This is a genomic window from Micromonospora sp. NPDC005161 (assembly GCF_053599855.1).
In genome coordinates this window covers 56,904-83,248 of the sequence record NZ_JBSFYQ010000031.1, presented here as the reverse complement: position 1 = coordinate 83,248, position 26,345 = coordinate 56,904, and the positions used below count along the sequence as shown (strand labels likewise).

Below are 26,345 nucleotides of genomic sequence, written 5' to 3'. Positions count from 1 at the left end.
GCTGGCGGGAGTGGCCGCGCCTATCCGAAGGTGAAGGCGTATGCCTCGGCGCCCGGCTCGCCGAACGTGATCTCCAGGGTCGACTCACGGACCGTGCCGTGTTGGCGTACGAGCTGGTAGAGCCGGCCGTCCTGGAGTACGCCATTGCCGTCTTCGTCGATGTCGACGCCGTGCGACGCGCCGGGGGCTGCACCGTCGAGCAGCACGCGGAACGGGATCGGCTGTCGCGCCCCGGGAGACAGCACGAGATGCGCGTCGCGTGCGTGGAACCGGAAGGCGATGCTGCCGCCGGCCCGGTCGAGCACGACGTTCTCCGACCCGATCGTCCACTCGCCCGCCAGGGCCCATTGGTTGAGGGGCAGGCTCTCCGGCAACTGGTAGGCGCGGCGTTCGTCGAGCGCGGCGCCGTTCGGCGACGCGAAGTGTTCGCCGCGGCTGAAACCGAGGTACGTCTCGGGCGTACGCAGGTTGTCCCAGTCGGCCGCCGCCTCCGGGCCGAGGCCTTCGACGGGGACGGGCGCACGCTCGATGCCGAGCAGTTGCTGGAGCACCCGCTCGGACTCCTCGTAGCGCCCCTCGCCGAAGTGCTCGTCGCGGATGACCCCGTGCGCGTCGACGAAGTAGAGCGCCGGCCAGTACTGGTTACCGAAGGCTCTCCAGATCGCGTAGTCGTTGTCGACCGCGACCGGGTAGCCGATCCCGCGCGCGGTGATCGCCTGTCGCACCTGGTCGACGTCGTGCTCGAACGAGAACTCCGGCGTGTGCACCCCGAGAATGACCAGCCCGTCGTCGCGGTACGCCTGCGCCCACGCGCGCACGTACGGCTCCTGGCGCAGCCAGTTGATGCACGTCAGCGTCCAGAAGTTCACGAGGACGACGCGTCCACTCAGGTCGGCGGGGCCGAGTGGCTCGGAGTTGAGCCACTCGGCCGCCCCGTCGAGCGGGGGCAGGTGTGGGCGCCCGAACACGGCCATCTAGCGAAGCGACCGGAAGGCCGTACGCAGCTCTTCGGAGAAGATCTTCGGCTGTTCCCAGGCCGCGAAGTGCCCGCCCTTGTCGAGCTTGTTGTAGTAGATGAGGTTGGGATACGCCTGCTGAGCCCAGCTCTGCGGTGCCTCGTAGAGCTCGTCGGGAAAGACGCTCACGGCGACCGGGACGTTCACGACCTTGGCGGCGAAGAATGACAGCTTGTTCTCCGTGTACAGACGGGACGCGGAGATCGCGGTGTTCGTCAGCCAGTAGAGCGAGATGTTGTCCAGGATGTCGTCGCGGGTGAGCCCCTCTTTGGCCCCGTCGAAGACCCGCGAGATCAAATCCAGGCTTTTCGCGTCATGGTCGAGCAGGAAGGCCGCCAGGCCGACCGGAGAATCCGTCAGCCCGGTCAGCGTCTGCGGACGTGTCGCCATCATGAGGGCATAGGCCACGTGCTTCCAGACGAAGTTGACTTCCTCGGCAGCACGCATTTCGTCGTCGGACAGACCGGATGGCAGCGAACCCATGGCGTTGTTCGCGCCGGTGGTGTCGCCCTGGAACAGCAGGTCGATCTCGGGCGGGACCGCACCGGGCATGTTGGTGTGGATGCCGAGCAGTTCCGGAGGCGCCTGGATGCCCATCTGGTCCACGACGACCGCGCCCCAGTCGCCGCCCTGCGCGACGAACCGGTCGTAGCCGAGCCGCTTCATCAGCTCGGTCCAGGCGGTCGCGATCTTCTGCGGGTTCCAGCCCGACGCGGTCGGCTTGCCCGAGAAGCCGTGGCCGGGCAGTGACGGGATCACCAGGTGGAAGGCGTCCGACGCGCTCCCGCCGTGCGCCGTGGGGTCGGTGAGCGGTTCGATGATTTTCATCTGCTCGATCACCGAACCCGGCCACCCGTGCGTCACGATGAGCGGCAGCGCGTCCTCGTGCTTGGAGCGGACGTGGATGAAGTGGATGTCCACCCCGTCGACGGTGGTCATGAACTGCGGTACGGCGTTCAGCCGCGCCTCGACCTTGCGCCAGTCGTACTCGTTCTCCCAATAGCGGGCCACGGCCTGAATCATCGCGAGTGGCACGCCCTGCGACTGGTCGTCGACGGTTTCCTTTTCCGGCCATCGGGTGGCCGCGATCCGCCTTTTCAGGTCGTCGAGGTCCGCCTGGGGAATTTCCACCGTGAACGGCCGGATCTCCGTGGTGCCCGGACGAGTCTTGGTCTTGACAGCCATGCGTGCCTTCCTCTCCGCTTGAGCTTGTTGGAGGGCATGTTCGACAAAGGCGCTGACCGGAAGTGTGTGCCAGTTCGACGGAGGCACGCGGACGCCATATGTCGGAGCCTAGAACGGAAGACCTCGTGGTCGCGGCCATACAAGCACTCGCCTCTGAACGCATATGGTCACGTCGGGCGCATTCGGCGCAGACAGTTCGAGGCGGGTTGCGCCCGCACCCGGGGTGCCATCGGTCACGAGACCGTGGCCCGTTCGCGGATCTCCACCGCCGTCTCAAGCATCTGCCGAGTGCTGGTGAACCAGTCCTGCAGATTCAGATCCACAATGAGCTCGTCTGCGCCAGCCTCTGCGGCCGTTTCGACATCGTCCATGATCTGGTCGAGAGTGCCGACGAACGGGGATCGGTCAGGTCCTGCCGGACGGTCAGTGAAGGTCACGTTTCCCACCACGACCATCTCCATCCGGCTCGCGTCCCGGCCATACCCGGAAGCCATTTCCCGGATACGAGCCCAGCTTGCGCGCAGTTCCGCGGCTCCCGCTGGTCCAGGTGTGCTGAGGAACGGCAGCCAGCCGTCCGCGCGTCTGGCAATGCGTTCCACGGCCTTGGAACGGGTGCTGCGGCCTATCTTGCTGCCACCACCGCCCAGCATCACGGGGATCTTCGAAACGGGCTTGGGCAGGACCGAGGCGTTGTCGATGACCACGCGAGGACCTCGGACGGTCACCGGGTCCGGCCCCCACGCGGCATCGAAGACGTCCAGCGTCTCGTCGAGGAAGCGGCCGCGATCCGCTCCGGTGGCGCCAGTGGCCCGGAACTCGTCGGTGGACCAGCCGGCGCCGAGGCCAGCGACCATGCGGCCGCCGCTGATCTGATCGATCGTGGCCAGCGCCTTCGCCAGCTGGATGGGAGTGTGGAGTGGAGCGATCAGCACAGCGGTACCGAGGCGCACCTTTTCGGTCGCCACCGCCGCTGCCGTGAGAACTGCCAGGGGGTCGGCCGCCTGGCGTTGGGTTGACGGCCACGGCACATCAGGCAGAGCGGAGTATGGCTCGGCCGGTGTCTCGGGGAACAGCAACCGCTCATACGTCCACAAACTGGCGTATCCGCTCGCTTCGGCCGTTCTGGCTGCTTCGACCAGGTCGTGTTGTAGGTCGACTCCCAATCTCTGGGGCAGCCGAAGTCCGAGTTTCATTCTAAGCCCTCCGCTGTAGTCGTGATTGTCGTGGCCGCCGCAGAAACTGTTCTCGGTCCACCCACCCAAGGCTGAACCCTCACACTGATGTGAGTGTCAAGTGTAAGCTTGAGCACATGCAGATCGGAGAACTCGCGGAGCGTACGGGCACATCCCGTCGACTACTGCGCTACTACGAGGAGCAGCAGCTGCTCACACCCAGCCGCGCCCTCAATGGTTACCGTGAGTACCAAGAGTCACACGTGTACATCGTGCAGCAGATCAAGGGACTGCTCGATGCCGGACTGCCGACCCGAATCATTCAGCAGCTCCTGCCGTGCCTGGACAAGCCGCAGACCATCTACGTCCCCAACGTGACACCCGAAATGATCGCCACACTGCAACGCGAACAAGCTCGGCTATCCGAACGCATCGAGTGCCTGACCCGCAACAGAGACGCAATCGCCGACTACCTCGACACGGTTCTCAGCGTCAAGTCAGCGAACGGCCGAAGCACTGCCACGTAAATGATCTGACGGGCGTCTCCGCATCCAGTTGCTGCTCGCCGCTGTCAGCGAAGCCGCACACCCACCCGGCGCACCACGGGGCTCGGCAGCAACCGCGCCTGTCGTGACAGTGCGGATGGTGGGGGCCTCGATCGAGTGGCCCGGGGGCTGCGGCCTGGTGGGCGACGGACGAGTCGACCTGTACGCCGGATTCTGTGCGCGGCGCGTACCCCAAAAGGGGTCTGCGCCGGCGGCGGCCATCCATCTCGGCCTGCCGTCGCCGGCAGGCTCCAGCGGCCTACCCGCAGACATCGGGCGGGCAGCCCTCAAGCGTCTGCGCCGGGTCGTCACCTTGCGTTGACGGCCCTTGCTTGGCCTTGCTCCGGGTGGGGTTTACCGAGCCACCCCGGTCACCCGGGGTGCTGGTGGGCTCTTACCCCACCGTTTCACCCTTACCGGCCCCGATGGGGCCGGCGGTCTGTTTTCTGTGGCACTGTCCCGCGGGTCACCCCGGGTTGCCGTTAACAACCACCCTGCCCTGTGGAGTCCGGACGTTCCTCGGCGGCGGGCCGAAGCCCGCCGACGCGGCCGCCCGGTCGACTCGTCCGTCGCGCTCTCATCCTAACGACGGGCGGCCCACCGGTATTGCCGCCCCGCCTGATCAAGATCGCGCAGCTCAGGGGCGGTGGCGGCGTTCATCGGGCGGGAGTCCGGCGTTCCCGCCCGAGCGGGCGGGGTCTAGCCTCGTGGGGCTATGGATCTCTCCCACGCCGCGCTGCTGCTCGCCGCCGGTCTCGCCGCGGGCACGGTCAACGCGGTGGCCGGTGGCGGTTCGCTGATCACCTTTCCAGCGATGATCGCGGTCGGGCTGCCCCCGGTGCCGGCGAACGTCAGCAACTCCGTCGCCGTGTTCCCCGGGTACCTGGCCAGCGTGGCGGGCAGTCGCGCGGACCTTCCGCGCGGGCGGGCGCTGGCCACGCTGGTGCCCACCACGATCGTCGGCACCATTCTCGGGGCGCTGCTGTTGCTGGCCACCCCTGCCCGCGCGTTCGAGGTGGTCGTGCCGTTCCTGGTGCTCGGCGCGACCGCCGTGCTCGCCTTCCAGGACCCGCTGCGCCGGCTGGTCGGTCACCCGCGGGACATGTCGCCGCGCCAGAGGACGATCGCGGTGCAGACGATGGTCGGGCTCGGTGCGGTGTACGGCGGGTACTTCGGTGCGGCGCTCGGCGTGATGCTGGTCGCCGGGCTGGCGCTGGTGCTGGACGCGACGCTGGCCCGGGTGAGCGCGATCAAGAATCTGCTCTCCGCGGTGGTGGGGTTCACCACGCTGGTGGTGTTCTCCCTGTTCGGGCCGGTGAACTGGGCCGCCGTCGCGGTGGTCGCCCCGGCCACGCTGATCGGCGGGTACGTCGGCGCCCGGCTGGTCCGCCGACTGCCGCCGGTGCTGCTCAAGACGATCATCGTGGTGTTCGGCACGGTGATCGGGCTCTACCTGCTCTGGCGCGCCCTGAGCTGACACCGGCGGCGGCGGGGACCCGCGGTCAGTACGCCTCGCCGACCGGCTCCTCCGTGGCGTGCTCGGTGTCGGCGGCGGACCGGTTCCACCGGGACCAGAGCACCCGCTCGCCGTAGCCGGCGGCCATCACGTGCGCGAAGGCCAGGTAGACCAGCACGCCGACGGTGAGCACCCCGAAGCCGACCCAGAACGGCAGCGACAGCGAGTGCTCGGCGAGCTTGCCGGAGATGATCGGCGCGGGCGCGGCGGCGCCCCAGCGGACCAGGTTGAAGGCGCCGGTGGCCACCCGGCGGTCGCTGGAGCCGAGGCCCAGCGCCAGGTCGGTGAGGTTGGCGTTGGCCAGCCCCATGCAGAGCCCGGCGAGCACCAGCACGACGAGCGCCTCGGTGGTGCTGGTGGAGGTGGCGAAGAGGACCATGCAGACCAGCAGCCCGGCGATGGCCACGCCGACGGTCTGCACCGCGCCGATCCGGTGGGCCAGGCGGTGGCCGATCAGCAGGATGCCGGTGGCCAGGCCGAGTCCCCAGCCGGTGAACGCCAGCCCCAGCGGGATGATGTCCAGGCCCAGGAAGAGCGGTGTGTAGCCGAGCACCACGAAGAACACGAAGTTGTACGTGCCGGTCACCACGCAGAGCGCGATGAACGCGGGACGGCGGTAGGTGGCGAAGATCTGACCGACGCGCACCGGGGCCTGCCGGTTGGTCGGCTCGCGCAGCTTGCGGGCGGCCACGCCGAGGGCGAGGACCATGAACACGCCGCAGACGAAGAACGGCAGTCGCCAGCTCACCTCGCCGAGGAGGCCGCCGATCAGCGGGCCGACGGCGAAGCCGAGGCCGAGGGCGGTCTCGAAGAGGCCGACCACCCATTCCCGGTCGACGGCGAGGTTGACCAGCACCACCATGGCGGTGGCGAAGAACATCGCGTTGCCCAGCCCCCAGACGCCGCGCAGCACGGACAGCTGCACGATGTTGTCGCTGAACGAGGCGAGGATCGCGGCCAGGCCGACCACGGAGACTCCGGCGATCAGCACCGGCTTGAAGCCGAACCGGCCGCTGGCCAGGGTCGCCGGGATCATGCCGAGGGCCATCACCGCGATGTACGCGGTGAACAGCAGCTCGACCTGCCAGGCGGTGACCCCGATCGCATCGCCGATGGCCGGCAGGATCGGGTCGACGACGGCGATGCCGGCGATCGCGAGGAAGGCCACCAGTGTGGTGGCGTAGATGGCACTGCGGTTCGGTTCGGAACGCCGATCCACTCCGACTCCTCAATTAGCTGTATAATACAGGTACTTATCTTGTATCATACAGCTATGAGCGATGACCCCTACCGGGACGCCGAGGCCGAGACCGACGAGGTCACCCTGGGCCGGATCGAGACCGAGGTGGCCCTGCTGATGCGCTTCGGCGAGGCGACCCGACGGGCCACCGGCACCGCCGAGCACCGGGTGCTCGACCGGGCGGCGTACGTGATCCTGCGTCATCTGGACACCGCCGGCCCGCAGAACGTCTCCGCGCTCGCCGCCCGACTCAACCTGGACGGCTCGACCGTGACCCGGCAGGTGTCCGCGCTACAGCGCGACGGCCTGATCACCCGTACCCCGGACCCGTCCGACGGCCGGGGCACCGTCATCTCCCCCACCGCCACCGGCCTGCAACGGATGGCCGCGGTCCGGGCCGCGCGGACCCGGCTCTACGGCGACATGCTCGGCGACTGGCCCGCCGAGGACCGGGAGACCCTCGCGGTGCTGCTGCGCCGCCTCAACGAGGCCCTGGAAGCGCGCAACCGCCCCCGCTGAGCCGCCGCGCCGCACGCATTGAAAGGAAGGGCCCCTTGTTAACGCCTGGCGTTAACAAGGGGCCCTTCCTTTAACGGGGACGTCAGGCGACCGGCTCCCGGGCGGAGTCGGCGTCGCGCTCGGTGCCGGGGGTGACCCGAGGGTCACCCTCGTCGGCGAAGTAGTCGTCCGGCGTGGTGCCGTCGACCCCCTCGGCCACCTTGGCGGCGCGCACGGCCAGCGTCACCAGCGCCGCGACCGCCAGGTTCACCAGCACCGCCACGATGCCCACGTAGATCGTCTTGGTGGTGTCGAACCCGAACTCCGAGAGCGGGAACGCCGAGCCACCGAAGTGCTTCCGGGTGGGGCTCGCCACCTGGTAGAGCATCCACATGCCCAGCCCCATGCCGGCCGCCCAGCCGACGATGAGCCCGGTGCGGTGGAACCAGCGGGTGTAAAGACCCAGCGCCACCGCCGGCAGCGTCTGCAGGATGATCACGCCACCGATCAGCTGAAGGTCGATGGAGAACTGCGGGTCCAGGAAGACGATGCAGGCCACCGCGCCAACCTTCACCACCAGCGAGGTGATCTTCGAGACGTTGGCCTCCTGGGCCGGGGAGGCGTCCCGCTTCAGGTACTCCTTGTAGACGTTGCGGGTGAACAGGTTCGCCGCCGCGATCGACATGATCGCCGCCGGCACCAGCGCGCCGATGCCGATCGCCGCGTACGCCACGCCCGCGAACCAGTCCGGGAACTGCTGGTCGAAGAGCAGCGGCACGATGGTGTTGTTGTCCACGCTGCCTTCCGACGCACCCGGCAGCGGTTTCACGCCGGCCGCGATCGCCATGTAGCCGAGCAGCGCGATCAGCCCGAGCAGCAGGCTGTACGCGGGCAGCGCCGACATGTTCCGCTTGATCACGTCGCGGTTCCTGCTCGCCAGCACGCCGGTGATGCTGTGCGGGTAGAGGAAGAGCGCCAGCGCCGAGCCGAACGCCAGGGTGACGTACTGGAGCTGGTTGTTGCCGTTGAGCAGGATCCCGTCGTTCGGGTTTGGTGAGGCGTCGAACTTCGCGTCCGCGGCGGCGAAGATGTCACCCCAGCCGCCCAGCTTGTACGGCAGGTAGACGATCGCCACCAGGATCACGATGTAGATCAACGTGTCCTTGACGAACGCGATCAGCGCCGGCGCGCGCAGCCCCGACTGGTAGGTGTAAGCCGCCAGGATGGCGAACGCGATGATGATCGGCAGGTGCCGGGCCAGCGCGTTGTCGCCGGTCACCCCCATCGTCTTGAGGACCGCCTCGATGCCGACCAACTGCAACGCGATGTACGGCATGGTGGCCACGATGCCGGTGATCGCGATCAACAGCGCCAGCACCGGCGAGTCGAACCGGTTGCGGACGAAGTCGGCCGGCGTGACGAACCCGTGCCGGTGCGACACCGACCAGAGCCGGACCAGCACCAGGAAGACCAGCGGGTAGATCACGATGGTGTACGGCACCGCGAAGAACCCGGCCGCGCCGGCCCCGAACATCAGCGCCGGCACCGCCACGAAGGTGTACGCGGTGTAGAGGTCACCGCCGACCAGGAACCAGGTGATCCAGCCGCCGAAGCTGCGCCCGCCCAGCCCCCACTCGTCGAGGTGGGCCATGTCCTTCGGGGCACGCCACCGGGCGGCCACGAAGCCCATCCCGCTGACCAGTAGGAAGAGCAGGGAGAAGACGATGATCTCGGTGAGATGGTCCCGCCACATCAGTGCTCACCCCGCTTCTTCGTCATCTGGTAGACCAGCGTCGTGGTGGCCACGCCGAGCAGGATCCAGGCGAGTTGCAGCCAGTAGTAACGCGGGAACCCGAAGATTCGGGGAGAGTCGCCGTTGAAGAAGGCCGGGATCAGCGGCACCACGATGGGGATGAAAAGCAACCAGTTCCAGGGGCTGTGGTCCTTCGCCCTGGGCGGCGCCGTGGTGGGCGCCTCCGGTTCCGGTGCAGCCATGTGACACACCTCCGGGAAGAATGGCTCGCGATGTAACGGCCGGAGGCTACGACTCTGTGACCGCTGTCACGCGCGCTGCGCGAAGGGTGCTGCGCCGAGCGGCCGACGGCATGCGCCGAACGGCGCGACCGGTCGGGCCGACGGGCGAGCAGGTCCGGCCGGATCAGCCGGCGGAGAGGTGGGCGGTGTCGTTGACCGTGCGCACCGCGACGCCGCCGTCGGGCCACATGTCGAGCACCGAGATGCCGGCCGCGTCCAGGAAGAGCCGGTGCAGGAAGCCGTCGCTGGCCGCGAGCGCGTCCCGCAGCACCAGCTTGATCGGCGAGACGTGCGAGACGACCACCACGGTCTCCCCGGGGTACGCCTTGATCAGCCCGGCGACCACCCGGTGGCAGCGCTCGGCCACCTGGGTGAACGACTCACCACCTGGCGGGGCGATCCGGGGTGAGGCGAGCCAGGCGTCCATCTCCCCCGGCCATTGCGCGCGCACCTCGGTGAAGGTGCGCCCCTCCCAGTCCCCGAAGTCGCACTCGATCAGGTCGTCCTCGGTGCGTATCGGGACGTCGCCGAGCGCCCCGGCGATCGCCGCCGCGGTCTGCGTACACCGGGACAGCGGGGAGCTGAGCACGGCCGCGACGGACGGGGCCAGCGCGGCCACCCGGGTGGCGGTGGCACGGACCTGGGCCCGGCCGCGCTCGGAGAGCGGCACGTCGCCCCGGCCGGAGTAGCGCCGCTGCTCGGTGTAAGCGGTCTCGCCGTGCCGGACCAGGATCAGCCGGGTGGCGGTGAAGCTCGGTCGCGGCTCCCAGGAGGCCGGCGCGGTCGCCGGGTCGCTGCCGGTGGTCGTCGCCGCGGGCCGGCCGACGGTGGCGTCCAGCGCGGCGGTGGTCCGCGTCGCCGCGGGTCGCCCGGCGGCGGCGTCCATCGCGGCGTTGGCCAGCGCGTCGGCGTGCCGGTTCTGCTCGCGGGGGATCCAGGCGAACCGGACCGCCGCGAACCGGCCCACCAGGCCGGCCGCCTGGGCGGCGAGCGGTCGCAGGCCGGGGTGCTTGATCTGCCACCGGCCGCACATCTGCTCGACCACCAGCTTGGAGTCCATCCGGACGTCCACCTCGGCAGCGCCCAGCTCGGCGGCGGCCGTCAGCCCCGCGATCAGGCCCTGGTACTCGGCGACGTTGTTGGTCGCCGTACCGATCGACTCGGAACGCTCGGCGAGCACCTCGCCGGTCCCCGGATCGCGCACCAGCGCGCCGTAGCCGGCCGGGCCCGGGTTGCCCCGGGACCCGCCGTCGGCCTCGACGACGACCACGCGCGGCGCCACGACCTACAGGCCCGACTCGTTGGTGCGGACCATGATCCGCCGGCAGTCCTCGCAGCGGACCACGTCGTCCGGGGCGGCCTTGCGGATCCGGGCCAGGTCGGCGCCGGAGAGCTCCAACCGGCAGCCGCCGCAGCGGCCCGCGGTGAGCAGCGCCGCACCCAGCCCGGTGTCCTGGCGGATCTTGTCGTAGAGGGTGACCAGCTCGCTCGGGAGGTCGGCGGCCAGTGGCTGACGGGCCCCCCGCTTGAACTCCTCGTCCTTGGCGATCTCGGCCAGCGCCTCGTCCCGGCGCTGCTCGGTGGCGGCCCGCTTCTCCCGGGTCTCGGCCAGCCGCTGCTCCACGCCGTCCAGCACGCCCTGCGCGGTCTCCCGCTGCTCCATCAACTCCAGCTCGGCGTCCTCCAGGTCGCCCTGGCGCCGGTTCAGCGAGACCAGCTCGTGCTGGAGCGCCTCCAGCTCCCGGGCCGGCCCGGTGCCGGCAGCCAGCCGGTTCTGGTCCTTCTCCTTGCGGGCCCGGACCTGGTCGACGTCCTTCTCCAGTCGGGCGATGTCCCGGTCCAGGTCGTCGACCGCCACCTGGGCGCGGACCCGCTCGTCCTCCAGCGACGACAGCTCCCGGGCCAGCGCCTCCAGCTCCGCCCGCTCGGGCAGCGAACGCCGGCGGTGGGCGAGCTGGGCGAGGTTGGTGTCGATCGCCTGGAGGTCGAGCAGGCGGCGCTGCACCTGGGGGTCAGCCTTCACGGTCGGGCTCCTTGTCGTCCACAACGGGTGCGGCGGCGTGCACGGTCCACGGGTCGGTGTCCAGGTCGGACACCAGCGTCTCGACGCCCGGCGCCTCCCGCAGGAGGGCGGCCAGGTCGTCCAGCCACGGTCGTTCCGTCGCCCAGTGGGCGGCGTCGATCAGGGCGGGACCATCGGCGGCGAGGTGCTCGCCGGCCGGGTGGTGCCGCAGGTCGGCGGTGAGGTACGCGTCCACCCCGGCGGCGGTCGCGGCGCCGAGGAAGCTGTCCCCCGACCCGCCGCTGACGGCGAGGGTACGAACCATACGCCCGGGATCCCCCGCGGCGCGAACTCCCCACGACGTGACGGGGAGCACCGCGGCGGCGTGCCGGGTCAGCTCGGCGAGGGTCATCGGGCGGGGCAGCTCGCCGATCCGGCCGATACCCCGCTCGTCGCCGTACGCGGGCGACCCGGGCGCGGGCCGGTGCAGCGGGCGCAGCCCGGTCAACCCGAACCGGGCAGCGAGGGCGTCGGAGACACCCGGGGAGGCCACGTCGGCGTTGGTGTGGGCCACGTAGAGCGCCACCCCGGCCCGGATCAGCTGATGGACGATCCGCCCCTTGAACGTCGTCGGAGCGACCGAGGAGACCCCGCGCAGCAGCAGCGGGTGGTGCGCGACGATCATGTCGACGCCGGCAGCCAGCGCCTCGGCGACCGTCTCGGGCACCACGTCGACCACGCAGAGCACCCGGTGGACCGGGGCCGTCGGCTCGCCGAGCACCAGACCCACCCGGTCCCACTCCTCCGCCCAGACCGGCGGGTAGCGCCGTTCCAGCTCGGCCACCACGTCGGTCACCGTGGGGGTGGATCCGCATACGCTCACGGCGGGCCAGCTTACCGTCGCGCGGGCCGCAGGGCGGCGATGCCCGGCCCGGCCGCGCCGGCCGAGCGGCGAGCCGGACACGTCCGCCCGACGATCCGGCGGCGAGCCGGACGTGCCCGCCCGGCGGTCAGGCGGCGCGGCTGGAGCCGGCGAGCAGTGCGGCCAGCGGCATCTGCCAGGGAAACGCGTGCAGGTGCTGCTCGCCCGTTCCCGGCGGGTGCAGGGCGACCACGTGATCGCCGAAGAGCACCGTGACCCCCCATTCGGCCAGCCGGGCCAGGCCGGCCCGGAACGCCGGGTGGGCGGCCATCGCGGCGTTGGTGTACGGCACCGCCACGATGGGGACGCCCTTGCCCTGCGCCTCGACCAGCAGGCCGAGCGCGAGGGTGTCGGCGATCCCGGCGGCCCACTTGTTGACCGTGTTCACGGTGGCCGGGCAGACGATCATGGCGTCGGCTGGCGGCAGCACGTCCGGGTCGCCGGGGTTCTTGTAGTGCGTCCGCACCGGGTGACCCGTCTGCCGGATCAGGGCGGACCTGTCGACGAACTTGGCGCCGTCCGGCGTGGCGACCACGCAGACCTCCCAGCCGTCCTGCTGGGCCAGGTCGACCAGGCGGCCGACGTGCCGGGCCAGCGGCGAACCGCAGGCGATGACATAGAGCACCTCGCGGTGCCCGCTGGTGCGCTGTGAACCGGCCATCAAACCGGCTCCGCGCTCATACCCCTACTCCCATGTGCTCAGCCAACTCCGCTACCGGAGAAGGCGGCGCACCACGTGTGCGACGCAGGATGTCCGACATCACCTCGTGCGCGATCGGCCGGCAGCGGATCTCCGACGGGGCGAGCCGGTCGCCGCGCAGCAGCATCTCGCCAGCGTTCGCCACGTCGCCGACCTGGGCGAAACCGCGGGCGATGTCGAGCAGGTGGTGCGCCCGGCGCTCGGGCAGCAACGCGTTGAAGGAGGGCTCCACGATGCGCAGCTGGTGCACCTCCACCGCCCGCCCCCCGTCGCCCAGCTCCACCGCGGCCGCGGCCCGGTGCAGCTCCACGTTGGTCGGGCCGAACGAGGTCCAGTAGTGGTTGTGGTCGCCGCCGAGCAGCGTGGCCGCCTCCTCGGCGCCGTTGATGAGGTCGTCGACGGTCGCCGAGTCACCGATCCGGGAGGCGGCCATCGCGCCCTGGAGCAGCAGCATGCCGTAGACGGAGAGCCGGGCCGGGGACACCTCGTTGCCGCCACCGGGTGCGAGCCGGTTGGCGATCTGGACGTTCAGCTCCAGCGCCGGACGGGCACGCCCCATCGCGACCAGCGCGTTGCACACCCGGGTGGTGGCGATGCCGGCCAGCAGCGGGTCGTCGGCCCGCTGGGCCACCGCCATCGAGCGGTCCGCGGCCAGCCAGGCCAGCTCGCACTCGCCGAGCTTGCGCAGCACGGAGGAGGCGATCTGGTAGACCTGCCCGAGCAGGTGCGCCGCCTCCGGGGCCTGCTCGCCGCCGTAGCCGGCGTCGGCCGCCTGAGCGTCCCGCAGCAGCTTCGGCAGCGCCCGGGTGAGCATCCCGTAGCGGCCGTACTGGTAGGTGAGCCAGGCGTGGCTGACGGCCTTGCGCATGTCGTCCAGCGGGGGTGGGTACGGTGCCGCGTCGAAGTACGCGCTCATCGAGTCGTACCGCTCCAGCGCGGCCCTGATCTCCTGCACCTCGACCTGATCGATGCAGTTCAACGCGTCGGTCCGCCGCTCCGGGTCCTTGCCCATCAGCAGCTGCACGTCCGCCTGGAGGATGTCGGCGATCTCGTAGAGGACCGAGAACTTGTCCAACCGACGGACGCCGCGCTCGACCTTGTCCACCCAGCTCTTCGACTTGCCCAATCGGTCCGCGAAGACCTGCTGCGACATCTTGCGTCGCCCCCGCCAGTAGGCCACTCGCCGCCCTATGGGTAGCTCGTCCATCTGCCCATCCCTCCCCCTGACGCCCCGGCCATCGGGTCCGGGCGATGTCCGCGGGTGCGGCGAACCTCGTTCATCTTCAGGTTTTCGCTGGTCGCACAGCCAGTGCGTCAGCCGTACAGCCAATCCTCGTACTTTTCGTGCAAGTTGCACGAGCCGTTCGTCAACCTCAACGATCGTGGGTTACGGCAGTGACGGTGCTCGAACTGCGACCTGGCGTTCGCCGGGCCCGATGAGGGGAGATGGCACACATGTGGGGGAACGTCGGACCGCGCGTCGCCGAACTGTCGCCGTTGGAACGGGTCCGGCTGCGCCGGGTCGCCGTGCGGTACGCCGCGCACGGGTGGGAGGTGACCCCGGGGGCGTGTCTGGCCCGCAGCCGGTTCGTCTGCGGCCGGGCCGGCTGCCCCACCGTGGGCTGCCACCCGGCGCTGGAGAACTGGGAGCTGGCGGCCAGCGCCGACCCGGCCCGGGTGGCCACCTGGTGGCGGAGCCGCCCGCACGGCCTGCTGCTGCCCACCGGTCGGGCCTTCGACGTGTTGGAGGTGCCGGCCCACCTCGGCCGACGCGTGCTCGACGCGGTGCAGATCCACCCGGCCGGCACCGGCGTACGCGGGCCGGTGCTGGTCACCCCCACCGGCCGCTGGATGTTCCTCGTCCGCCCCGGTGATCCGCTCCGGCCGGAGCTGGAGCACTGCTTCCACGTGGTCCGGCACGGGCCGGGCTCGTGGATCCCGGCGCCGCCCACCCGGCTGCCGGAGGGGACGGTCCGTTGGGCGGTCGCCCCGGAGCAGGCCCGCTGGCAGCTCCCGGACTCCTACCTGGTGCAGAACACGTTGATCGAGGCGCTGCGCGCCACCGGTGTGACACTCACCCCCGACCTGCTCCCCGGTCACCTGCCGCTGCCCCGGCGAGGCATGTGAACGCGCCCCGGCAGCCAATTCGATCCCGTCGCCGACAGCGTCGCCGGGGTGCCGGTCCTCGTTGACAGGAGGACGGCGCGAACGCGCGCCACGAGCGGGGGAATGATGTCCACGGACGACAGAGCGTCTCATCCCGGCGGCACCGAACCGCCCCGCCGCAGCCACCCGCGGCACCGCTGGGCCGGCACTCGCCCGTCCGGCTCGCGCCCCGGTCGGCCCCGCCCCACCGGCACCCGCCCCGCCGGCACCCACCGCCCGCTCCGCTAGTCCGTCAGGGGCAGGTTGGCGGAGAGGAACTGGTACGCGTCGTCGGTGATGACGGCGTGGGTGTGGTCGGCGAGGCGGTCCAGCCAGCCGATGCCGGTGACCCCCATGGCCAGGGCCGCGGTCGCGTACGCGTCGGCCACCCCCAGGTCGGTGCCGACCACCGTCACCGAGCGCAGCCCACCGGCTGGAGCGCCCCGGCGCGGGTCCAGCACGTGCCGGCCGCGCTCGTAGACACCGGAGGTGGCCACGGCCAGATCGGTCCCGGTGAGCACCAGGCAGGTCGCCATCGCGTCCCACGGGTGTCGGATGCCGATCCGCCACGGCTCCCCCGACGGGGAGTGGCCACGCACCCGCACGTCGCCGCCGGCGTTCACGCAGTGGTTCGCCGCGCCGGCTGCGAGCAGCCGGTCCGAGGCGACCTGCGCCGCCCAGCCCTTGACGAACCCGGACGGGTCGAGCCCGCCGGTGGCGTACGCGTCGAAGAACCCGTCGGTGACGCCCCACAGGTCGGCGCAGGCCTCCAGCACGAACCGCAGGTCCTCCGACGCCTCGGAGAGCAGCACCTCACCCCGGTCGAAGCGGCACACCTCGCTGTCCGCCCGGTACGTGCTGAACCGGGCGTCCACCTCGCGCATCCAGGTGAAGACCTGATCGGCCAGCTCGTGCAGGGTCGCCGGCGGTAGGTCGTCGGCGAGATCCAGGGTGATCGCCGTACCCATGATCTGCTCGACCCGGCACAGCCCGGGTCGGGTCATCGCCGCCGGCACGTCAGAACGCCTGCTCGATCGCGCCCCGCAGCGACTGCTTGTAGGAGTTGCTGGTCTCGGTGGCGCCGGAGACGGTGTTCAGGTTGGCGCTCTGCTTCTGCACCACCTCGCCGCCGGTGCCGTTGTACCGGTCCCGGACGTCGCCGCTGTGGATGTCGGACTCACCCCCGCTGGGCAGGGACAGCGAGATGGCCTCGACGATGCGGTTGCCGGAGACCACGATCTGCACCTGCACGTACCCGTACTCGTTGTCCACGCCCGGCCCGGTGACCCGGCGGGTGGTCGGCTGCGGCGCCTTGGTGGTGGTCCGCGGCGTGGTCGGAGCCTTCGTGGTGGTGCGGGTGCCGGGCGGGCGCGCGGTGCTGCCGCTCCTGCTCGGCCTGGGTGAGGAGGGCGCGTCGGCGCTCACCGACGGCTTCAGGGCCACGCCCGCCGGGGCGACGCTCGGGTCCGCACCCTGCGGGGTGGGGTTGACCGGCTGGGCGGCCGGCAGGTCCTGGGCGACCTGGGTGGTGCCCGGCGAGCCCTTGAGGACCACCAGCGCGGTGGTGCTGGCTGCCAGACCGGTGATCGCGAGGAACGCGCGACGCATGCGATGCCTTCCTACAACTCGAAGGTGGCCAGGTGGATCTGCCGGCGGGGCACGCCGGCCCGGCGCAGCGCGCGCACCGACTGCTCGACGAGCCCGGGCGGCCCGCAGAGGTAGACGTCGCGTCGGGCCACGTCGGGCACCAGTTGGCGCAGCCCGTCGGGGCTCATCAGCTGGCGGGGGCCGGGGTCGTCGCGGGAGCCGATGACGTACCAGATCGAGGTCTCCCGGGCCTGGGCCAGCCAGTCCAGCTCCCGGCTCAGGAGCACGTTGGCCGGGGTACGGGCCCGGTAGATCAGCGCCGCGCCCGGCGGCAACTCCTCCAGCATGGCCCGGATCGGCGTGATGCCGCTGCCGCCGGCGATCAGCAGTGCTCGGTCGCGGACCCGGTGCGCGGCGGTGAAGGTGCCCGACGGACCCTCCGCCCAGACCCGGGTGCCCGGGTCCAGGTCGCGCAGGTCGGCCGTGTGCGTGCCGACCACCTTGACGGTGAGCCGCAGCCAGCGGCCGTTGGCCGCGGCGGAGACGGAGAACGGGTGCGACTGCCACCAGCAGCCCCGGGTGAGGAAGCGCCAGCGGAAGTACTGTCCGCCGAGCACCGCCAGCCGGTCCAGCCGCTCACCGGTGAGGTAGATGGAGATCGTGTCGGGGCTCTCCGCGACCACGTCGGCGACCCGCAGCCGGTACCGCAGGTTGAACGCCAGCGGCGCGATCACCCGGCCCCACAGCAGGGCGGCGACCACCAGCAGGTAGAGCGCGATCCAGCCGGTGCGTACCGGCCCGGGCTTGTAGAGCTGCGCGCCGTGGGTGAACTGGTGCGCGTAGCCGAGCAGCAGCACCAGGTAGCTGGACAGGTGCAGCAGGTGCCACAGCTCGTAGGGCAGTGCCCGCCGGATCGCCCGGATGCTGCTGAACCCGACCAGCACCATGATGCCGGCGGCGACGAACGCCGAGACCATGTCCTCGTAGTCGCCGAGCAACGTGCCGACCTCGGCGAAGACCGACTGGTTCCGCAGGTCCGCGTAGCCGACCAGGGTCAGCGACACGTGCGCCAGCACGGCGACGAGCAGGGTGGCACCGATGTCACGGTGCCAGCGGGCCAGCTGCTCGCCGCCGATCCACCGCTCCAGCACCGGCAGCCGGCTCATCATCAGCACCTGCACCAGCAGCAGGTAGCCGGCGACCAAACCGGTGATCCGGCCGGCGGCCGTCAGGGTCGCCGCGGTGGTCCGCAGCGAGCCGGCGGGGGTGCCCAGCCACCACGGCAGCACGCTGGCGAGCAGGCCGACCAGGAGCAGCGCGGCCAGCAACCGCCGGCCGCCGGGGCCGCGCCGGGCCGGGGTCTGCGGGGGTACGGGCGCAGCCGACCGGCCGCCGTGCCAGGACGTGGTCCCGGTACGGCGGCCGGCGGCGTGGGTGTGCGAACGCGTCACGCGTACAGCTTCATCGGGGCGTACTTCTGGCGGGGGAAGACCTTGTCCACCTCCGCGTTGGTGAGCCCGAACCGGCCCTGCGCCACCGCGCCGTAGACGTTGAACATGTTGTTGTACTCCGGCACGTCACCGGAATCCAGCTTGTCCAGGCCGTTCCAGGTGCCGAGCAGCGAGCCGGCCAGCTTCTTGCCGGAGAGCAGGGTGACCACCCCGCCGTGCCCGTGGTCGGTGCCGCCGCTGTTGGAGCCGACCCGCCGGCCGAACTCGCTGGACACCATGATCGTCACGTCGGCTGCCTGCGGGCCGAGGTCGGTGAAGAACGCGGCCATCGCGCTGGCCAGCTCGTTCAGCCGGCGGTGCAGCTGACCGCCGTCGCGGGTGCCCTGGTTCTCGTGGGTGTCGTAGCCGCCCATCCCGACCGTGGCGACCCGGACGTTCGCGCCACCCTTGATCAGCTGGGCAAGCTGCTTGAACGCGTTGCCGATGCCCTGGTACTCGATGCCCGCGGCGGGCTGGTACGGCTTGGCGGCGAGCTTCTGCGCGGTGGCCAGCGCGCCCATGCCCTCCTGCACGGCCTCCTCGACCGGGTGGTTGATTCCGGTGAAGAGGCCCTTGATGGCCTTCTCGGTGGCGGCCCGGAACCGGTCGTCGCCGTTGAGTCGCAGCGAACCGACGTTGTTCAGCGAGAGCGCGCCGTTGTTGCCGACCAGCGAGCGGGGCAGCGTGCTGCCGACGCCGACGCTGCGGAACGCGGTGCCCTTGCCAAGGTTGTCGACCAGGCCGTCGAGCCAGCCCCGGCCACCGGTCTCGTTGGGGAGCCCGCCAAGGTTGCAGGCGTCCGCGGCCTGGAAGTGGCTGCGGGACAGCCGCTCGTCGGAGACCGCCGGGATGAAGCCCAGCTGGCCGGCCTTGAGCCACTGCTCCAGCGGCTTGAACGCGCTGGTCAGCTTGAAGCCGCGGCCCAGGGCCAGCGAATCGTTGCCGAGCAGCAGGTCGGGGCGGGCCTTGGCGAGCACCGGGTCGTTGTCCGGCGCGACCAGGCTCAGCCCGTCCAGCCCACCGTAGAGGAAGACGTGGATCAGGGTGCCGGTCTTGGTCGCCGCGAACGACGCCGAGGTGGTGACGAACTGGGCGGTGGCCAGCGCGGTGGCGGTGGCCGCGGCACCGGCGACGAAGGTCCGTCGAGTGACGCCGCGACCGTCCTGCTGGGCCTCCTCCAGGTCCTCCAGGGTGCGGTAGCGGTCGGCCTCGGCGGCGTTCTCCGCGGCGACGAGGTCGGCCTCCGCCCGCAGCAGCGCCTCGGCCGGGTTGTCGGCCAGCCGCCGCAGGTCGGGGCATTCGGGGTGCAGGGGGAAAGAGTTGTACACAGTCTTCTCCATCGGGTGCCTCACCGGAGGTGGTGCTGAGGGGACGCGAGGATCGCCCGCGCGACGGCGGTGATGGCCCCGTTGAACGTGGCATCGACCTTGGCGCTCGCCGACACGCCGGCCACGCCGAGGATCAGGTTCCTCTCCCGGGCGCTCAGCTTCTGGTTCACCAGCCGCTGGGCCAGCGCGTCCACGTACGCCCCGGCGGTGGCCGGCGGCTTGGCGACCAGCTTCTCCGGCGCCGTGTACGTGAAGGCGGTGCGGTAGCCGGCCAGGATCTCGCCGGCCTCGTTCCAGCCGTTGACCATGGTGCCGGCCGAGGTCCAGGCGATGTAGACGTCGGGGTAGCCGTCTGGGGTGGGCTGGCCCATCGGGTACTGGCCCAGCTCGCGCAGCTTGTCCTGGATCTGCCGCAGGCCGCGGGCGAACGGGGTCCGCTTGTTGTCGCCGTTATCGTTCTTCGCCGACGGGTCCGGCGAGACGCCCAGGACGCGGTACGTGGAGACCAGGTACTCCATCGGCCGGCGTACCTTCTGGCCGACCCCCGCCCAGAACTCAGAGGAGCTGAACAGGGCCATCAACACCGGCTTGATCAGGCCGTTGTTGGTGCTGTACGTCTTGGCCAGCCGGTCCACGAGGGACTTCGGCGGGGTGTCCGAGACGAACCGGGTCGCCAGGCTCTGCGCCACGTACTTCCCGGTCGACGGGTGCAGCGCGATGTAGGTGATGTACCGGTCGATCGCCGCTTCGGCCTTCTTCGGGTCAGCCGAGTTGTTGGCGTGCGTGAAGCCGAGGATCTTCACCTTGCCGACGTAGTGCTGCTCGGGCTTGAAGGCGTACTTGCCGTCCTCGACGCCGCGGCCGGTCTGGAGCATGGCCGCCTGGCGCACGTCCGGCTCCTTGTAGCCACCGTCCACGCCGACCGAGTAGAGCTCCAGGTTCTCCCGGGCCAGGTTCTCGTTGATCGCGTCCTTGCGGGAGTCCTTCTGGTTCAGGTAGATCAGCAGCGCGGGGTGCTTGTTCGCGGCGACCAGCATCTCCGGGTAGCTGCCCAGCGCGTGCGCCCGCACCACGTCCTTGTCGAACGAGTTGCGGTACACCTCGCCGCCGTCGAATTCCGCGGCGACGTGCAGGAAGTCGTTCCAGAAGTCGACCATCACCTCGAACAGCTGGCGCTTCGACCAGATCTGCCGGGCGAGGGTGGCGTCGATCATCTCCCGCTCGGGCTGGGCGCCCTGCTCGTTGAGCTTGTCCCGCTGGTCGCGCAGCTGCTGCACCGAGAGCTTCTGCGTGGGCAGCTCGGCGAGCTTCAGCTCGGCCTTGCTCGGCTCGATCTTGTCCGGTTCGAGCTGGGCGCGGATCCAGCCGTCGATGCCCAGCCTCTTGATGTCGGCGACGACCGCGGGCGTCGCACCGAAGGTGGCCCTGCGGGCCAGGTGCAGGATCGGATCCTTGGCCAGCACGGTCTTGACGGTCACCTTGGTCGCCGCCGCGGCGGCGGCCGGGCCGGAGAACGTCCGGCCGCCGGAGGGCGCGTTCTTCTTCAGCGCCTCACCGGCGCGGGAGCCCATGTAGCTCTCGTTCTGCTCGGTGTAGGTGCGCACCGTGCTGGGCTGCTGACCGCTGGGCCGGGCCGCGGTGCCGTCGGTGACGGTGCTGCCGGTCGCGTCGGCCACCGCGTCGTCACCGAAGAGGCCGCGGAACTGCGGGATCATGGCGAGCGCCGCGCCACCGGCGACGACCGCGGCGGTGCCGCCGAGCGCGACCATGGCCCTGCGGCGACCAACCCTGGGGCCGGGCTCGTCGTCATCGTCCAAGGTGGGCAGTCCGGTTCCGGCCGGCCGAGCCAGGGCCGGGCGACCGAGACCCTCCGGGCCGACCCACTGCGGCCCGCGCGGGGCGGGGGCGGGCTGCCCGTACCCGTCGGTGTACTGCTCACGCGGGTCGGCCTGAGCCGGGTAGCCATCCTGGGGGTGGAGCGAGTCGTACCCGTCCGAGGTGTGGTGCTGGCGTCCGTCCCAGCCGCGGTCGTCCCGCGGTCGACGTGGTGGCACATTCTGGTCGGCCATGTACCAATCCCGATTTCTGAAGAGCGCCGGAAGCTGCGACCGGGCAGGTGCGACAGGTGCGGCGACTGTTGCCTGAGGGGGTTGCTACGGCAAAGTAACCAAGGCCTCAGGTGCCTTCAAGGTGGGCGGAAGACCCCCGCGAGGGCACTTAAGACACCGCTCAGCGCCGCGGTGTCGGCGTGCCGCGTACCGGGGCCGGGGCCGTACCTTCCCAGCAGGGCGGACGCACGCCAGCCGGGTACGGAACGGGCCCCGCCGCCGTACGCGGCACATTCAGCGCCGTCCACCACCACAGGCAAACTTAAGGCTCGGATAAGCCGGAGGTGAGGTGCCCTCGCGCGGAGGAAAGTAGCAGCAACGGGTGAGCGTGAGCCGCCGCCACAGCGGGTATGCCGCCGAACCGCTGAACGCGTGAGGGGAAGGCAGCGCCATGCTCAGCAAAGAGGATCAGCGCAGGTTCGACCAGATCACCCGTCAGCTCCGGGAGAGTGACCCGGCGTTCTTCAACCGACTGGATCACCGTGTTCGGGCCCGCCGAGGCCGCTACCTGATGTTGTTGACCATCCTGCTGTGGGCGTCGCTGCCAGCGATGACCGTGTTCGCCGGCCGGCTGGCCGGCGCGATCTGCGCGGTGGTGCTGGTGGCGAACGCCGCGATCATGTGGCGGTTCCGCCGCCGCTGGACGTAACCGCTCACCGGCCGGCCGGGCCGAACGCCCGGTACGCCCGGCGAAGTCGTTCCAGCAGTCCCGGCCCGCCGATGGCCGGCGCTGGCGGGCCGAGCTGGCGCAGCAACAGATCCGGTCCGGTCGCCAGCCGGGGCGGGCGGTCGGGCAGCGGCACCGGTGGCAACCAGAACCGGTCCACCGCCTCGACCAACGGGGCCGCCGACATCCCGGCGAGCGCCCGCGCCGCGCCGGCCGGCGTCCCGGCATCGTCCACAACGGACAAGTCCCGGTCCGGAAGGGACCCGTCGTCCGCATCCGTGGGCGGGGTGGTGACCGGTCCGGACAGCTCCGCGCCGGTGGCCTCGGCGCGTCGGGCCCGGAGCCGCTCGAGCAGTTCCGCGCGAGCCCGGCCGCGCCAGTGCAGCAGCTCGAACGGGTCCGCGTCGAACGCCTCGGCCAGCAGGTAGAACGTGGCCGCAAGGTGCTTGCAGGGCACCGCGAAGTCGGGGCAGCTGCACCGCTGGGTCAGCTCCTTGACGCCGGTCGGGAAGAGCGGAGCGCCGGCGGCGACGAACAGCTCCTCCAGCTCGTCGGGCAGGTCCCCGGCGAGCAGCCGGGCGCTGAAGAACGCCTGCCCCGCCAGCTCCGCCTCGATCCGGGACCAGAGCGCGGCCGGGAACGGCGCCAGCGCGATGGAGACCTGGTACGGCTTCGGCCGGGAGCCCTGCACCACGGCGCTGACCAGCCCGGGCGCGATGTCGAGCCGGAGCACCTGACCGGCTCGCGCGTACGACCGACCCCGGGTCAGCCGGGTGCCGAGCGCGAACGACTCCAGCACCTCCAGGAAGCGCCGGGACCACCAGGACTGGCCGATCGCTCCCCGGGCGCTGCGCGCCCGCAGGCCGCCGTCGACGCGCCGGGGACGGCCGTAGTCGGCGAACCGGTCGGTACTCACTCCACCACCGCCCCGGCCTCCAGGGCGAACAGCTCGCGCAGCTGCCCGGTGGACAGCTCGGTGATCCACTGCTCGCCGGTGCCGACCACCCGCTCGGCGAGGCTTCGCTTGTCGGCGATCAGCGCCGCCACCTTCTCCTCCACCGTGCCGGCGCAGACGAACTTGCGGACCTGCACCCGCCGCCGCTGCCCGATCCGGAACGCCCGGTCGGTCGCCTGGTCCTCCACCGCCGGGTTCCACCACCGGTCCACGTGCACGACGTGGTTCGCGGCGGTCAGGGTGAGCCCGGTGCCACCGGCCTTGAGCGAGAGTACGAACAGCGGTGGCCCGTCCGCCGACTGGAACCGCTGCACCATGGCATCCCGCTCGGCCTTGCCGAGCCCACCGTGCAGGAACAGCACCTCCCGCCCGAACCGGGCCGACAGGTGACCGCGCAGCATCGCGCCGAACTCGGCGTACTGGGTGAACAGCAGCGCCCGCTCCCCCGCCGCCAGCACCTCCTCCAGGATCTCGGTCAGCCGGGCCAGCTTGCCGGAGCGACCCTCCAGCGGCGAACCGTCCCGCAGCAGCTGGGCCGGATGGTTGCAGACCTGCTTCAGGCGAGTCATGGTGGCCAGCACCAGCCCTCGCCGTTCGATGCCGTCGCTGGACTCGATCCGGGCGAGCATGTCGTCGACCACCACCCGGTACAGGGCGGCCTGCTCGGCGGTGAGGTTGCAGAGCACCTCCATCTCCAGCTTCTCGGGCAGGTCGGAGATGATCGACGAGTCGGTCTTGAGCCGGCGCAGCACGAACGGGCCGGTGATCCGGCGCAACCGCTCGGCGGCCTCGGCGTCGCCGTGCCGCTCGATCGGTTCGGCGAACCGCTTGCGGAACGTCGCGGCCGGGCCGAGCAGGCCCGGATTGGTGAACTGCATGATCGACCAGAGGTCGGCGAGCCGGTTCTCGACCGGCGTGCCGGTCACCGCCACCCGCTGCCGGGCGGGCAGCGCACGGACGGCCTCGGCCTGCCGGGTCGAGGCGTTCTTGATCGCCTGCGCCTCGTCCACCACCACCCGGTGCCAGTCGATGCCGGCCAGATCGACGGCGTCGCGGGCGGCCACCGAGTAGGTGGTGAGGACCAGGTCCGCACCGTGCGCGGCCGCCGTGAACTCCGCACCCCGGGCCCGCTCCGCCCCATGGTGTACGTGCACCCGCAGCCCCGGGGTGAACCGGGCCGCCTCCCGCTGCCAGTTGCCGACCAGGGACATCGGGCAGACCAGCAGGGTCGGTCCGGCGTCCGGCGGGTCCCCGGCCAGCAGCGCTAGCAACTGCACGGTCTTGCCCAGCCCCATGTCGTCGGCCAGCACGCCGCCCAGGCCCAGCGACCGCAGGAACGCCAGCCACGCCAACCCGCGCCGCTGGTACGGCCGCAGCGTGCCCTCGAAGCCCGGTGGCGGGTCCAGCGGGGTGAGTCGTCGCTCGACCGCACCGGCGAGCAGGTCGCCCAGCGCCCCGTCGGCGGTCACCTCCAGCACCGGCAGCGCTCCGGTGTCCTCGCCGTCGGCCAGCCCGAGGCGGAGCAGGTCGGCGACGGTCAGCTCGCCGGCCGAGCGGAGCAGGCGCAGCCCGGCGGCGAGCCGCCCCGGGTCCAGCTCCACCCACCTGCCGCGCAGGCGCACCAGCGGGGTCTTCACCTCGGCCAGCGCGGCCAACTCCTCGGCGGACAACGGCTGGTCGCCGAGCGCCACCTCCCAGCGGTAGTCCACCAGGGCGTCCAGGCCGACCCCTGCTTCGGCGCCGGCCACCGTGCCGGGTGCGGTCCGGCTGCGGGCACGCAGCCGGGCGCCGAGCCGCGCCGACGGGCGCTGCCACCAGGAGGGCAGCAGCACCCCGAAGCCGGCGGCGTGCAGCACCGGGGCGCCCTCGCTGAGGAACCGGTGCGCTCCCTCGACGTCCAGGTCCATCGCCTCGGGGGCGGCGGTGCGCAGCGCGGCGTCGAGGTCCGGCCAGAGCCGGCTGGCACGGCCCAACTCGGCGAGCAGGGTCTCCTGCGGGCTGGCGGTACGACCGGCCAGGCCGCCGAGCGTCTGCGGTGCCCGCCAGACCTGCCCGGCGTCGACGTGCAGGCCCGGCTCGTCGGCCGCCTGCAACCCGAACTCCAGCCGCCACCGCCCAGCCCCGACCGGCTCAGCCTCGACCGGGCCGCCCTCGGCCAGGCCGACTCCGGCTGTCGACGGCGCGGTGCCGGCCGGCACCGGGCGGGTGGCCAGGATCGGTTCGGTGACCTCGTCGGGCGCCGGTTCCACCAGCCGGAAACTGGCCCGGACGGGACCGCCGGCGGCGTCGCGCTGCCAGGCGTCCAGTTCGACGCGGAGGGTGGCCAGCGCCGCCGGATCGACGGTGAAGTCGCGACGGGGGCCGGCGAGCGCCGCCAGCCACGCCGGCGCCGGGCCGCCCGGCCGCAGCCCCCGGGCCAGCGTGGTGGTCGCCAGGGCGGCCCGCGCGGCCGCGTCGGTCAGCGCGTCGAGCGCGTCCGCGACCAGCGCACCGGCCGTCAACTCGGTGCTGTCCGGTTCGGGAGCGGCCGGCGCGATCGCGTCCGAGGCAGCGGCCGATGCGGTGGTGGCCGGCACGGTGACGGCCCGGGCGGCTGGCGGCAGGGCCAGCGCCAGGCACCGCGCCCACGCGGCATCGGTGCCGGTCAGCAGCGGTCGCCAGATGGCCCGCGCCGGCACCTGCACGTCAGCGTCCGCCGATGACGCTCCGGCGGGCCGGTCCCCCGACTCGGCCACGCCCGCACCCGGCATCGCGCCGACGCCGGGCAGGACACGGCCCCGGGCCACCAGGTCGGCGGCGAAATCGGCCAGCTCTGCCAGGTGACGCAGGGTGGCGCCAGGCACCACCGCAAGCTCGTCCAGGGCGCGCAGCAGCGGCAGCGCGTCGTCCGGGGCGTACACCAGCACGGGGACCCGCCACCCGGCCAGGGTGAGCTTTCCCCGGGCCGTGGGCGCGACGGCGGTCCGGATCAGCTCCGGTGAGTCGGTCGGCGCGCCGCCCCGGGTGGGCAGGGTGAGCAGCGCGGTGTCCGGACGGGCCGGCTCGGCGGCGTCGGCGAGGGCGGTGACCAGGGTGGCGTGCCCGGCGGCGAAGGGGTGCGGGCGCTCGCGGGGCGCCCGGCCGGAGCGTGGCGCGGCGGCGGCCGGGGCGGCGCTGTCCTCGGCCCAGACCGCGAGGCCGGCGGTCGAGCCGTCGCCGGGCAACCACAGCCCGTGGATGACCAGCACGTACTCCC

The 26,345-nt window shown here is 71.6% G+C and carries 22 protein-coding genes, 1 other RNA gene and 2 pseudogenes; 5 read left to right on the top strand and 20 right to left on the bottom strand.

The genetic code is table 11. The features are described from left to right. Nucleotides 1-20: 20 nt before the first annotated feature. The 3 genes from ACWD5O_RS25975 to ACWD5O_RS25965 form a co-directional block, all read right to left on the bottom strand. Complete coding sequence (locus tag ACWD5O_RS25975) at nucleotides 21-974, bottom strand: redoxin domain-containing protein (RefSeq protein WP_450086824.1); 954 nt, start codon at nucleotides 972-974, stop codon at nucleotides 21-23. Next, on the bottom strand, nucleotides 975-2,201 hold the full coding sequence (locus ACWD5O_RS25970) for an epoxide hydrolase family protein (protein ID WP_450086834.1): 1,227 nt from the start codon (nucleotides 2,199-2,201) through the stop codon (nucleotides 975-977). Between the two features lie 233 nt (nucleotides 2,202-2,434). Further along, a complete protein-coding gene (locus ACWD5O_RS25965; RefSeq protein ID WP_450086823.1) occupies nucleotides 2,435-3,394 on the bottom strand; it encodes a TIGR03619 family F420-dependent LLM class oxidoreductase in 960 nt (319 codons plus the stop codon). A 116-nt stretch (nucleotides 3,395-3,510) separates the two neighbouring features. On the opposite strand from ACWD5O_RS25965, the gene ACWD5O_RS25960 reads away from it, so the two are divergent. After that, nucleotides 3,511-3,900: a MerR family transcriptional regulator gene (locus tag ACWD5O_RS25960; protein WP_450086822.1), complete on the top strand. Its 390-nt coding sequence runs from the start codon at nucleotides 3,511-3,513 to the stop codon at nucleotides 3,898-3,900. Nucleotides 3,901-4,065: 165 nt separating this feature from the next. Here the strand turns inward: ACWD5O_RS25960 and rnpB are convergent. Beyond that, an RNA gene (gene rnpB, locus ACWD5O_RS25955) (RNase P RNA component class A) lies at nucleotides 4,066-4,483 on the bottom strand. 150 nt (nucleotides 4,484-4,633) lie between these two features. Here rnpB and ACWD5O_RS25950 point away from each other — a divergent pair. Further along, the gene (locus tag ACWD5O_RS25950; RefSeq protein WP_450086821.1) at nucleotides 4,634-5,395 is read left to right on the top strand and encodes a sulfite exporter TauE/SafE family protein; all 762 of its coding nucleotides are present in this window, start codon (nucleotides 4,634-4,636) and stop codon (nucleotides 5,393-5,395) included. Between the two features lie 25 nt (nucleotides 5,396-5,420). Here the strand turns inward: ACWD5O_RS25950 and ACWD5O_RS25945 are convergent, their stop codons facing one another. Next, nucleotides 5,421-6,653 carry an MFS transporter gene (locus ACWD5O_RS25945; RefSeq protein ID WP_450086820.1) on the bottom strand — a complete coding sequence of 411 codons (1,233 nt, stop codon included), beginning with the start codon at nucleotides 6,651-6,653 and terminating at the stop codon, nucleotides 5,421-5,423. A gap of 54 nt (nucleotides 6,654-6,707) precedes the next feature. Here ACWD5O_RS25945 and ACWD5O_RS25940 point away from each other — a divergent pair, with 54 nt between their 5' ends. After that, a complete protein-coding gene (locus tag ACWD5O_RS25940) occupies nucleotides 6,708-7,193 on the top strand; it encodes a MarR family winged helix-turn-helix transcriptional regulator (protein WP_354965409.1) in 486 nt (161 codons plus the stop codon). 82 nt (nucleotides 7,194-7,275) lie between these two features. Here the strand turns inward: ACWD5O_RS25940 and mctP are convergent, their stop codons facing one another. The 7 genes from mctP to ACWD5O_RS25905 all read right to left on the bottom strand — a co-directional run bounded on the left by mctP (nucleotide 7,276) and on the right by ACWD5O_RS25905 (nucleotide 14,037). Beyond that, nucleotides 7,276-8,925 carry a monocarboxylate uptake permease MctP gene (gene mctP / locus ACWD5O_RS25935; RefSeq protein WP_450086819.1) on the bottom strand — a complete coding sequence of 550 codons (1,650 nt, stop codon included), beginning with the start codon at nucleotides 8,923-8,925 and terminating at the stop codon, nucleotides 7,276-7,278. After that, nucleotides 8,925-9,167: a DUF3311 domain-containing protein gene (locus ACWD5O_RS25930; protein WP_354965411.1), complete on the bottom strand. Its 243-nt coding sequence runs from the start codon at nucleotides 9,165-9,167 to the stop codon at nucleotides 8,925-8,927. Before ACWD5O_RS25930 ends, mctP begins: the two co-directional genes overlap by 1 nt. Nucleotides 9,168-9,330: 163 nt before the next feature. Next, the gene (locus ACWD5O_RS25925; protein WP_450086818.1) at nucleotides 9,331-10,488 is read right to left on the bottom strand and encodes a bifunctional RNase H/acid phosphatase; all 1,158 of its coding nucleotides are present in this window, start codon (nucleotides 10,486-10,488) and stop codon (nucleotides 9,331-9,333) included. Nucleotides 10,489-10,491: 3 nt separating this feature from the next. Next, the gene (locus ACWD5O_RS25920) at nucleotides 10,492-11,229 is read right to left on the bottom strand and encodes a zinc ribbon domain-containing protein (protein WP_354965413.1); all 738 of its coding nucleotides are present in this window, start codon (nucleotides 11,227-11,229) and stop codon (nucleotides 10,492-10,494) included. After that, nucleotides 11,219-12,055: a Nif3-like dinuclear metal center hexameric protein gene (locus ACWD5O_RS25915; RefSeq protein WP_354965646.1), complete on the bottom strand. Its 837-nt coding sequence runs from the start codon at nucleotides 12,053-12,055 to the stop codon at nucleotides 11,219-11,221. Before ACWD5O_RS25915 ends, ACWD5O_RS25920 begins: the two co-directional genes overlap by 11 nt. A gap of 163 nt (nucleotides 12,056-12,218) precedes the next feature. After that, the gene (locus ACWD5O_RS25910) at nucleotides 12,219-12,791 is read right to left on the bottom strand and encodes a flavoprotein (RefSeq protein ID WP_354965414.1); all 573 of its coding nucleotides are present in this window, start codon (nucleotides 12,789-12,791) and stop codon (nucleotides 12,219-12,221) included. 16 nt (nucleotides 12,792-12,807) lie between these two features. Beyond that, nucleotides 12,808-14,037, bottom strand: coding sequence for a helix-turn-helix domain-containing protein (locus ACWD5O_RS25905; RefSeq protein WP_450086817.1), 1,230 nt, complete (start codon nucleotides 14,035-14,037; stop codon nucleotides 12,808-12,810). A gap of 248 nt (nucleotides 14,038-14,285) precedes the next feature. Here ACWD5O_RS25905 and ACWD5O_RS25900 point away from each other — a divergent pair, with 248 nt between their 5' ends. Further along, nucleotides 14,286-14,957, top strand: coding sequence for a bifunctional DNA primase/polymerase (locus tag ACWD5O_RS25900; RefSeq protein WP_354965416.1), 672 nt, complete (start codon nucleotides 14,286-14,288; stop codon nucleotides 14,955-14,957). Between the two features lie 263 nt (nucleotides 14,958-15,220). Here ACWD5O_RS25900 and ACWD5O_RS25895 read toward each other — a convergent pair whose 3' ends face one another. Genes ACWD5O_RS25895 through ACWD5O_RS25875 form a run of 5 tightly spaced genes read right to left on the bottom strand, consistent with a single transcriptional unit; the run spans nucleotide 15,221 to nucleotide 21,449 of the window. Then, complete coding sequence (locus ACWD5O_RS25895) at nucleotides 15,221-15,943, bottom strand: FAD:protein FMN transferase (RefSeq protein ID WP_450086833.1); 723 nt, start codon at nucleotides 15,941-15,943, stop codon at nucleotides 15,221-15,223. Nucleotides 15,944-15,992: 49 nt separating this feature from the next. Next, nucleotides 15,993-16,583 carry an FMN-binding protein gene (locus tag ACWD5O_RS25890; RefSeq protein WP_450086816.1) on the bottom strand — a complete coding sequence of 197 codons (591 nt, stop codon included), beginning with the start codon at nucleotides 16,581-16,583 and terminating at the stop codon, nucleotides 15,993-15,995. A gap of 11 nt (nucleotides 16,584-16,594) precedes the next feature. Beyond that, a complete protein-coding gene (locus ACWD5O_RS25885; protein WP_354965418.1) occupies nucleotides 16,595-18,013 on the bottom strand; it encodes a ferredoxin reductase family protein in 1,419 nt (472 codons plus the stop codon). Next, entirely contained in the window at nucleotides 18,010-19,392 is a 1,383-nt protein-coding gene (locus ACWD5O_RS25880) for a DUF1501 domain-containing protein (RefSeq protein WP_354965419.1), read from the bottom strand. Before ACWD5O_RS25880 ends, ACWD5O_RS25885 begins: the two co-directional genes overlap by 4 nt. A gap of 8 nt (nucleotides 19,393-19,400) precedes the next feature. Further along, entirely contained in the window at nucleotides 19,401-21,449 is a 2,049-nt protein-coding gene (locus ACWD5O_RS25875) for a DUF1800 domain-containing protein (protein ID WP_450086815.1), read from the bottom strand. 430 nt (nucleotides 21,450-21,879) lie between these two features. Here ACWD5O_RS25875 and ACWD5O_RS25870 point away from each other — a divergent pair, with 430 nt between their 5' ends. Beyond that, a complete protein-coding gene (locus ACWD5O_RS25870; RefSeq protein ID WP_354965421.1) occupies nucleotides 21,880-22,137 on the top strand; it encodes a DUF3040 domain-containing protein in 258 nt (85 codons plus the stop codon). Nucleotides 22,138-22,141: 4 nt separating this feature from the next. Here the strand turns inward: ACWD5O_RS25870 and ACWD5O_RS25865 are convergent, their stop codons facing one another. From ACWD5O_RS25865 to ACWD5O_RS25855, 3 genes and pseudogenes are all read right to left on the bottom strand, one after another. After that, nucleotides 22,142-23,071 carry an SWIM zinc finger family protein gene (locus ACWD5O_RS25865; RefSeq protein ID WP_450086814.1) on the bottom strand — a complete coding sequence of 310 codons (930 nt, stop codon included), beginning with the start codon at nucleotides 23,069-23,071 and terminating at the stop codon, nucleotides 22,142-22,144. Then, a pseudogene (locus ACWD5O_RS25860) lies at nucleotides 23,068-25,233 on the bottom strand (DEAD/DEAH box helicase); the annotation flags it as partial. The gene ACWD5O_RS25865 and the pseudogene ACWD5O_RS25860, both read right to left, overlap by 4 nt. Nucleotides 25,234-25,340: 107 nt before the next feature. Then, nucleotides 25,341-26,337 (bottom strand): annotated as a pseudogene (locus ACWD5O_RS25855) (ATP-dependent helicase); the annotation flags it as partial. Between the last annotated feature and the right edge of the window lie 8 nt (nucleotides 26,338-26,345).

Coding starts and splice junctions, on each gene's coding strand:
- ACWD5O_RS25975 (WP_450086824.1), bottom strand. CDS start 974: ATGGCCGTGTTCGGGCGCCCACACCTGCCCCCGCTCGACGGGGCGGCC.
- ACWD5O_RS25970 (WP_450086834.1), bottom strand. CDS start 2,201: ATGGCTGTCAAGACCAAGACTCGTCCGGGCACCACGGAGATCCGGCCG.
- ACWD5O_RS25965 (WP_450086823.1), bottom strand. CDS start 3,394: ATGAAACTCGGACTTCGGCTGCCCCAGAGATTGGGAGTCGACCTACAA.
- ACWD5O_RS25960 (WP_450086822.1), top strand. CDS start 3,511: ATGCAGATCGGAGAACTCGCGGAGCGTACGGGCACATCCCGTCGACTA.
- ACWD5O_RS25950 (WP_450086821.1), top strand. CDS start 4,634: ATGGATCTCTCCCACGCCGCGCTGCTGCTCGCCGCCGGTCTCGCCGCG.
- ACWD5O_RS25940 (WP_354965409.1), top strand. CDS start 6,708: ATGAGCGATGACCCCTACCGGGACGCCGAGGCCGAGACCGACGAGGTC.
- mctP (WP_450086819.1), bottom strand. CDS start 8,925: ATGTGGCGGGACCATCTCACCGAGATCATCGTCTTCTCCCTGCTCTTC.
- ACWD5O_RS25930 (WP_354965411.1), bottom strand. CDS start 9,167: ATGGCTGCACCGGAACCGGAGGCGCCCACCACGGCGCCGCCCAGGGCG.
- ACWD5O_RS25910 (WP_354965414.1), bottom strand. CDS start 12,791: ATGGCCGGTTCACAGCGCACCAGCGGGCACCGCGAGGTGCTCTATGTC.
- ACWD5O_RS25905 (WP_450086817.1), bottom strand. CDS start 14,037: ATGGACGAGCTACCCATAGGGCGGCGAGTGGCCTACTGGCGGGGGCGA.
- ACWD5O_RS25900 (WP_354965416.1), top strand. CDS start 14,286: ATGTGGGGGAACGTCGGACCGCGCGTCGCCGAACTGTCGCCGTTGGAA.
- ACWD5O_RS25895 (WP_450086833.1), bottom strand. CDS start 15,943: ATGGGTACGGCGATCACCCTGGATCTCGCCGACGACCTACCGCCGGCG.
- ACWD5O_RS25890 (WP_450086816.1), bottom strand. CDS start 16,583: ATGCGTCGCGCGTTCCTCGCGATCACCGGTCTGGCAGCCAGCACCACC.
- ACWD5O_RS25880 (WP_354965419.1), bottom strand. CDS start 19,392: ATGGAGAAGACTGTGTACAACTCTTTCCCCCTGCACCCCGAATGCCCC.
- ACWD5O_RS25875 (WP_450086815.1), bottom strand. CDS start 21,449: ATGGCCGACCAGAATGTGCCACCACGTCGACCGCGGGACGACCGCGGC.
- ACWD5O_RS25870 (WP_354965421.1), top strand. CDS start 21,880: ATGCTCAGCAAAGAGGATCAGCGCAGGTTCGACCAGATCACCCGTCAG.